Here is a 7,501-nt window from a genome sequence, read left to right on the forward strand (position 1 = left end):
CATAAACACCAAAGGCTGCAAATTGTGAAATCTCTAAAAATGGTGAACCTTCGTCAAGTAAGGTACTAATGCGTTCACGCACGAACATTTTACCACGGCTTTCATGGCGTTCTATTAACGCTACGCCACCACCTTGGCTGATCTCGCTTACTTTATCGCGTAAATCATCAACCAGTGCCGCCATATTTTTATGATTTTGCAAAAACTGCGGGTCGTGAGGGTTGACGCTTGATTTTAAAATAGTCATAGCGCTTATCCTTAACGGCTTTCAGTAAATAATTCGCGACCAATTAGCATGCGACGAATTTCCGAGGTACCGGCACCAATTTCATAAAGCTTAGCGTCACGCAATAGGCGGCCAGTGGCGTATTCGTTGATATAACCGTTACCACCGAGAATTTGAATAGCATCAAGTGCCATTTTAGTTGCCAGCTCTGCCGCATATAAAATTGCGCCTGCGGCATCTTTACGGGTCGTTTCACCGCGATCACATGAACGCGCAACAGTGTATACATAAGAGCGGGCTGCATTCATTTGTGTATACATGTCGGCTACTTTGCCTTGTATCAGCTGAAATTGACCAATCGGTGTATCAAACTGCTTACGTTCATGAATATACGGTACTACAATATCCATACAGGCTTGCATGATCCCCAGCGGGCCTGCCGCTAGCACAACACGTTCATAATCAAGGCCACTCATTAGTACCTTAACGCCTTCGTTTAAATTGCCAAGAATATTCTCTTCTGGTACTTCACAGTTTTCGAACACTAATTCACAGGTATTTGAGCCGCGCATCCCGAGTTTGTTGAGTTTTTGGGCGGTAGAAAAACCAGGGAAATTACTCTCAACAATAAATGCGGTGATGCCTTTAGCGCCAGCGGTTAAATCAGTTTTAGCATAGATCACTAAAGTATGCGCATCTGGACCATTGGTGATCCACATTTTATTACCGTTTAAAATGTACTTATCGCCTTTTTTCTCGGCTTTAAGTTTCATTGATACTACGTCAGAGCCTGCGTTTGGCTCACTCATGGCAAGGGCACCAATGTGCTCACCACTTATTAATTTAGGTCAGTATTTTTCTTTTTGTGCTTGCGTGCCATTGCGATTAATTTGATTAACACACAGGTTAGAATGAGCACCGTAACTTAGGCCGATAGAGGCACTCGCTCGGCTAATTTCTTCCATTGCGATTACGTGTTCAAGGTAACCAAGACCGGCACCACCGAGCTCTTCGGGTACGGTCATACCTAGTAAGCCCATTTCGCCAAGTTGTGGCCAAAGCTGATTAGGAAACGCATTATCAAGATCGGTTTTTTCAGCTAAAGGGGCAATTTCTTGGCTAGCAAAACTGTTTACATGATCGCGGATCATATCTGCGGTTTCGCCAAGGCCAAAGTTCATTTCTTTATATAGTGAAATAGTGCTCATGATTCATTCCTGTGTGAGAGACTGTTAATGAATAGTCATTTAATCGTTATTGTTTAAAGCTAGTTATTCATCTAATTGATTTAAGGTGTCGCGACAACGACGCTCTGCGGTTACTAATTCCATCAAGACAACTTTAATGTCATCCATTTGTTGGCTTAGATCAGCTTTTTTATCTGAAATTAAGTCAAGCATAGTCACTAACTGTTTAGCGCTGGATTTATCGGCATCATAAAGTTCAAACAAACGGCCTGTTTCAGCTAAGGTAAAACCTAACCGCTTGCCACGTAAAATAAGTTTTAAACGCACTTTATCGCGTTTTGAATAAATACGGGTTTGGCCATTACGCTCAGGTGAAATTAAGCCCTGATCTTCATAAAAGCGAATTGAGCGGGTGGTTATATCAAACTCTTTAGCCAGTTCACTGATACTAAAGGTTTGTTCATTGCTTGCCGGTTCGGCGGCTGAACTTGCAAAGTTTGTTTGATTATCTTGATTCATAGTGTTTTTACCTCATTCGAATAACTCCAATATAAGTGAAGTTTACGTAAAGGTAAAGTGGATTGTAGAACTTATACTTTAGACTAATAACCTAAAGCCATAAATAGCAGGTGTAACCTGTATTAATGCAGCTTGCAGGGGCGCTGTTTGTATTAGGCTACAGCAAAATAAAGATATGTTTACACTTTCGTTGGGCGCAAAAACCTTGATTTTAGATTTACGTTGGCGTAAACGTAAATATTATGTATGCTCATAAGCAGATTATAAATTACAGTGTTTGGCTAATCTCTGCATATGAATATAGCCAATTATAAAATGGAGCCTTTTTTATGACTACCGAAGCCGTTGTTATTGTAGCAGCAAAACGCACCCCAATGGGTGGTTTTATGGGAGCCCTTAGTGATGCAGCCGCCACTGAGTTAGGTGCAACAGCCATTGCCAGTGCGCTTGCTGACACCGGATTAAGCGATACAGCTATTGATGAAGTGATCATGGGCTGTGTATTACCGGCAGGTTTAGGTCAAGCGCCAGCACGTCAAGCAATGTTAAAAGCAGGTCTTGCGCGCAGTACTGGCGCTACGACCATCAACAAAGTATGTGGTTCAGGTTTAAAGGCCGCCATGCTTGCACATGATTTAATTAAAGCCGGTTCAATTAACAGCGCGGTTGCAGGTGGCATGGAAAGCATGACTAACTCGCCATATTTTATTCCTAAAGCGCGTGGCGGTATGCGTATGGGCCATGGCGAAATTAAAGATCACATGATGAGTGATGGCCTAGAAGACGCATACGATAATAAAGCGATGGGCTGTTTTGCTCAAGATACGGCTGATGAATACGGTATTGGCCGCAAGCAAATGGATGAATTTGCACTTAATTCACTGACCAAAGCCAATGCAGCGATTGCAAATGGCGATTTTGTAAATGAAATTGCGCCGCACACTATTAGCTCTCGCAAGGGCGATGTAACCATCAGCATTGACGAGCAACCAGGTAATGCGCGCCCAGAAAAAATTCCCGGTTTGCGTGCTGCGTTTAAAAAAGACGGCACCATCACTGCTGCTAATTCATCGTCAATTTCAGACGGTGGCGCAGCCCTTATTTTAATGAGTGAATCGCACGCCAAAGCACAAGGGCTTACGCCACTGTGTCGTATTGTTGCGCACAGTACCCATTCTCAAAAACCAAGTGAGTTTACTCTTGCTCCTGTTGGCGCAATGAATAGTTTGCTTGCAAAAGCAGGCTGGACAACTGACGACGTTGACTTATGGGAAATTAACGAAGCATTCGCCATGGTAACAATGTTGGCGATTAATGAATTAAAACTTGATGCCAGCAAAGTGAATGTTAATGGTGGTGCTTGTGCACTTGGCCACCCAATTGGTGCTAGCGGCGCACGTATTTTAGTGACACTTATCCATGCTCTTAAAAATCGTGGCCTGAAAAAAGGCGTAGCGTCTTTATGTATTGGCGGTGGCGAGGCGGTCGCACTGGCAGTTGAAGCACTATAAATTAGTTAAATTTAAACTCTTACAGCCGTAGGCTCTTTTAACAATAACTACTGCGGCTTAATTTATTACCCTCTGGGGAGGAGTGCGTTATGCACCAAGTACCATTACTGATCAACGGCGAATTTGTTCAATCAACATCAGATCAACTGATTGACGTTATTAATCCAGCAAACCAAGAAGTGTTAGCACAAGTACCGTGTGCTACCGATGCTGAAATGGATGCGGCTATCGCATCAGCCAAAGACACCTTTAAAAGCTGGAAAGATGTGCCAATTACTGAACGTGCGCGCATTATGATGAAGTATGCAGCACTTTTAAAAGAGCACCACGATGAACTAGCCACCATTATTTGCCATGAATTAGGCAAAACCTTTGAAGATGCCAAAGGCGATGTTTGGCGTGGTATTGAAGTGGTTGAGCAAGCAGCTAATGCGCCATCTTTAATGATGGGCGAAACCATGGAAAACGTGGCCCGTAAAATCGATACTTACTCATACATGCAACCACTGGGTGTGTGCGCGGGTATTACGCCGTTTAACTTCCCAGCGATGATCCCACTATGGATGTTCCCACTGGCGATTGTCTGTGGTAACACCTTTATTTTAAAACCCTCTGAGCAAGATCCGCTGACGCCAATGCGACTCGCTGAACTGTTCATTGAAGCCGGCGCACCTGCAGGTGTACTACAAGTTGTTCATGGCACTAAAGTACAAGTTGACCGCTTATTAGAAGATCCCGCAGTACGCGCAATTTCGTTTGTTGGCTCGTGTGGCGTAGGTGAATACATTTACTCTAAAGGCACTGCTAATTTAAAACGTGTACAAGCCTGTGTCGGTGCTAAAAACCACATGGTGATCATGCCTGATGCAAGTCGCTCACATGTAGTTAATAACCTTGTTGGTGCCTCTGTTGGTGCTGCGGGTCAGCGTTGTATGGGTATTTCAGTGGCGGTGTTTGTTGGCCAAGCGAAAGACTGGGTTGAAGACATCAAAGCTGGTTTTGCCAATGTGCGCCCGGGTGTGTGGGATGACAAAGATGCAGCCTATGGTCCGCAAACATCGACCGCAGCCAAAGCGCGTATTTTGTCACTGATTGCACAAGGTAAAGAGCAAGGTGCAACGTGTTTAATTGATGGCTCTGATTTTACTGTTGCAGGCTATGAAAAAGGTAACTGGGTAGGACCTACCTTATTTACTGACGTCACCACTGAGATGGATTTATACAAAGAAGAAATTTTTGGCCCAGTACTGGCGTGTATGTTTGTTGATTCGCTTGATGAAGCAATCGCGCTTATAAATGATTCTCCATTTGGGAATGGCACGTCGTTATTCACCTCAAGTGGTGCGGTTGCGCGTAAGTTCCAACATGAGATTGAAGTCGGCCAAGTGGGTATTAACGTACCAATTCCTGTGCCACTGCCATTCTTTTCGTTCACCGGTTGGAAAGGTTCATTCTATGGCGATACGCATACGTACGGTAAGCAAGGTATTCGTTTTTATACTGAGACCAAAACAATTACTTCACGTTGGTTTGAAGACGAGATTGCCTCTGGTCCAAACATGAGCATTAATCTTAAATAACTAATTTAACTTACTCCACATAATAAAAAAGAGGGGCACGAAGGCTATTTCACACACAATATTGCCTTCGTTGCTCTTCACGAATATCTAATTTGACAACGCAATTATAAACAAGAGGTCTCCAATGGACTTTAATTTAACTGAAGATCAGCAAGCATTTGCTCAAACAGCTCGTCAATTCGCAGAATCAGCACTGGCTCCTTATGCAGCAAAATGGGACCGCGAACATATTTTTCCAAAAGATACCATTAAAGCTGCAGGTGAACTGGGTTTCTGTGGTTTGTATACGCCAGAGGAAGCAGGCGGTTTAGGCCTGTCGCGCTTAGATTCAAGTATTATTTTTGAACAGTTGGCGATGGGTTGTACAGCTACAACCGCAATGTTGACCATTCACAATATGGCGACCTGGATGATTGCAAGTTTTGGTACTGAGCAAACAAAAGCTCAATATTGTGATCAACTTGTTATGGGTGAGCTACTAGCTTCTTATTGTTTAACAGAGCCTGGTTCAGGCTCCGATGCAGCCTCATTGAAAACAAAAGCGGTTCGTGATGGCGATGATTACGTGATCAATGGCTCAAAAATGTTTATCTCAGGCGCAGGCGAGACCGAAGTGTTAGTAGTTATGGCGCGTACTGGCGGTGAAGGTGCGGCGGGTATTTCTGCGTTTGTAGTACCGGCTGATGCCAAAGGCGTTGAATACGGTAAAGCAGAAGAAAAAATGGGCTGGAATGCGCAGCCAACACGACTAATTAGTTTTGAAGATGTACGCATACCTGCTCATAATTTATTAGGTCAAGAAGGTGAAGGCTTTAAGTTTGCAATGCAAGGCCTTGATGGCGGGCGTATTAATATTGCAACTTGTTCAATTGGCACTGCCCAAGCGGCACTTGAAACAGCCCGTGAATACTTAAAAGAACGCACACAATTTGGTAAACCGTTGGCTGCTTTTCAAGCGCTGCAATTTAAAATTGCCGATATGAATACCGAGCTTGTTGCGGCGCGTCAAATGGTGCGTTTAGCGGCTTTTAAACTTGATAATAATGACAGCGAAAAAACTACTTATTGCGCCATGGCAAAGCGTTTTGCCACTGATGTCGGTTTTACTGTGTGTAATGACGCACTACAAATTCATGGTGGTTATGGTTATATCAAAGAATACCCACTGGAGCGCCACGTTCGTGATGTGCGCGTTCATCAAATTCTTGAAGGTACTAACGAGATCATGCGGGTGATTATTGCACGCCGTATTTTAGCTGAATCAGCAGCCGATATTCTATAAGGAGCGCGAAATGTCAAACCCAAGTATTGAATTAACCATTGAAGGTCACGTAGCGATTTTAACCATGTCTAATCCGCCAGCGAATACCTGGACTAAAGACACGTTAATTGCCTTAAAAAATATGGTAAATGAGCTCAATGGCAATAAAAATGTTTACTCCTTAGTGATCACCGGTGAAGGTGAAAAATTCTTCAGTGCTGGTGCTGATTTAAATGTATTTGCTGGTGGCGATAAAGGCGTAGCAGCGACTATGTCGCAAGTATTTGGTGACGCATTTGAAGCATTAACTGCATTTAGAGGTGTATCCATTGCCGCGATCAATGGCTATGCCATGGGTGGTGGTCTAGAAGTGGCGTTAGCATGTGATATTCGCATTGCAGAAGAGCAAGCACAAATGGCACTACCAGAAGCCAAAGTAGGTTTACTACCGTGTGCGGGTGGCACGCAAAACCTAGCATGGTTAGTTGGTGAAGGCTGGGCTAAACGTATGATCTTATGTGGTGAGCGTCTAAAAGCAGATAAAGCCCTACAAATCGGCTTAGTTGAAGAAGTGGTACCACAAGGCGAAAGTCTTGCTGTGGCACTTAAATTAGCTACTCAAGTGGCAGATCAAAGTCCTGTTGCTGTTAGTGCCTGTAAAACCCTGATCCAAAAGGGCCGCACTCAGCCAATGGCGCATGTATTACCGCTTGAACGTGAATTATTTATTGGTTTGTTTGATACACAAGATCAACAAGAAGGGGTGAATGCCTTCCTAGAAAAACGCAAAGCAAATTGGGTGAATGGCTAATGATTGAGTTAACGCAATTAAATTCACCAGATGCGCCCGTGGTGTTTGAAACTGCGAGCGCTGCAAACGGTTCACTCATTGGTTTTGCCACGCTCAACTCCCCTAAATCGTTAAATGCACTTAATTTTGAGATGATCAAATTATTAGCGCCGCAACTTAACGCATGGGCGGCTGACAGTAATGTAGCGATGGTGATACTTAAAGGGGCAGGGGATAAAGCATTTTGTGCCGGTGGTGATGTAGTCAGCCTGCATAATGCTATGAACAGCGGTGAACCGGCAAATCTAATAGAAGATTACTTTGCTCACGAATATCGCCTTGACCACCTCATTCATTGTTATGATAAACCGATCCTTGTTTGGGGTAATGGTATTGTGATGGGCGGCGGTTTAGGCTTAATGGCGGG

6 protein-coding genes and 2 pseudogenes are annotated in these 7,501 nt (G+C 43.8%); 5 read left to right on the forward strand and 3 right to left on the reverse strand.

Features of this window, described 5'->3' with window-relative positions; genetic code table 11:
- From H5232_RS21395 to H5232_RS21405, 3 genes and pseudogenes are all read right to left on the reverse strand, one after another.
- Nucleotides 1-247, reverse strand: a pseudogene (locus tag H5232_RS21395) (methylcrotonoyl-CoA carboxylase); the annotation flags it as partial.
- Nucleotides 248-258: 11 nt separating this feature from the next.
- Nucleotides 259-1,434: pseudogene (locus tag H5232_RS21400) on the reverse strand (isovaleryl-CoA dehydrogenase).
- A 63-nt stretch (nt 1,435-1,497) separates the two neighbouring features.
- The gene (locus tag H5232_RS21405) at nt 1,498-1,932 is read right to left on the reverse strand and encodes a MerR family DNA-binding transcriptional regulator (protein WP_145233276.1); all 435 of its coding nucleotides are present in this window, start codon (nt 1,930-1,932) and stop codon (nt 1,498-1,500) included.
- 329 nt (nt 1,933-2,261) lie between these two features.
- On the opposite strand from H5232_RS21405, the gene H5232_RS21410 reads away from it, so the two are divergent.
- The 5 genes from H5232_RS21410 to H5232_RS21430 all read left to right on the forward strand — a co-directional run.
- Entirely contained in the window at nt 2,262-3,443 is a 1,182-nt protein-coding gene (locus tag H5232_RS21410; protein ID WP_182740123.1) for an acetyl-CoA C-acyltransferase, read from the forward strand.
- An 89-nt stretch (nt 3,444-3,532) separates the two neighbouring features.
- On the forward strand, nt 3,533-5,023 hold the full coding sequence (locus H5232_RS21415) for a CoA-acylating methylmalonate-semialdehyde dehydrogenase (RefSeq protein WP_145233279.1): 1,491 nt from the start codon (nt 3,533-3,535) through the stop codon (nt 5,021-5,023).
- Between the two features lie 124 nt (nt 5,024-5,147).
- The gene (locus H5232_RS21420) at nt 5,148-6,305 is read left to right on the forward strand and encodes an acyl-CoA dehydrogenase family protein (protein ID WP_145233281.1); all 1,158 of its coding nucleotides are present in this window, start codon (nt 5,148-5,150) and stop codon (nt 6,303-6,305) included.
- A gap of 10 nt (nt 6,306-6,315) precedes the next feature.
- Entirely contained in the window at nt 6,316-7,095 is a 780-nt protein-coding gene (locus H5232_RS21425) for an enoyl-CoA hydratase (RefSeq protein WP_182831479.1), read from the forward strand.
- Nucleotides 7,095-7,501: enoyl-CoA hydratase/isomerase family protein (locus H5232_RS21430; protein ID WP_182831480.1), on the forward strand; the 407-nt coding region annotated here is incomplete at its 3' end. The genes H5232_RS21425 and H5232_RS21430, both read left to right, overlap by 1 nt.

It is taken from the genome of Pseudoalteromonas sp. SG41-5, assembly GCF_014164495.1.
Classification (GTDB): Bacteria; Pseudomonadota; Gammaproteobacteria; order Enterobacterales; family Alteromonadaceae; genus Pseudoalteromonas; species Pseudoalteromonas rhizosphaerae.

What these genes read in the sequence shown, in the direction of transcription:
- H5232_RS21405 (WP_145233276.1), bottom strand. Translation starts at nt 1,932, where the DNA reads ATGAATCAAGATAATCAAACAAACTTTGCAAGTTCAGCCGCCGAACCG.
- H5232_RS21410 (WP_182740123.1), top strand. Translation starts at nt 2,262, where the DNA reads ATGACTACCGAAGCCGTTGTTATTGTAGCAGCAAAACGCACCCCAATG.
- H5232_RS21415 (WP_145233279.1), top strand. Translation starts at nt 3,533, where the DNA reads ATGCACCAAGTACCATTACTGATCAACGGCGAATTTGTTCAATCAACA.
- H5232_RS21420 (WP_145233281.1), top strand. Translation starts at nt 5,148, where the DNA reads ATGGACTTTAATTTAACTGAAGATCAGCAAGCATTTGCTCAAACAGCT.
- H5232_RS21425 (WP_182831479.1), top strand. Translation starts at nt 6,316, where the DNA reads ATGTCAAACCCAAGTATTGAATTAACCATTGAAGGTCACGTAGCGATT.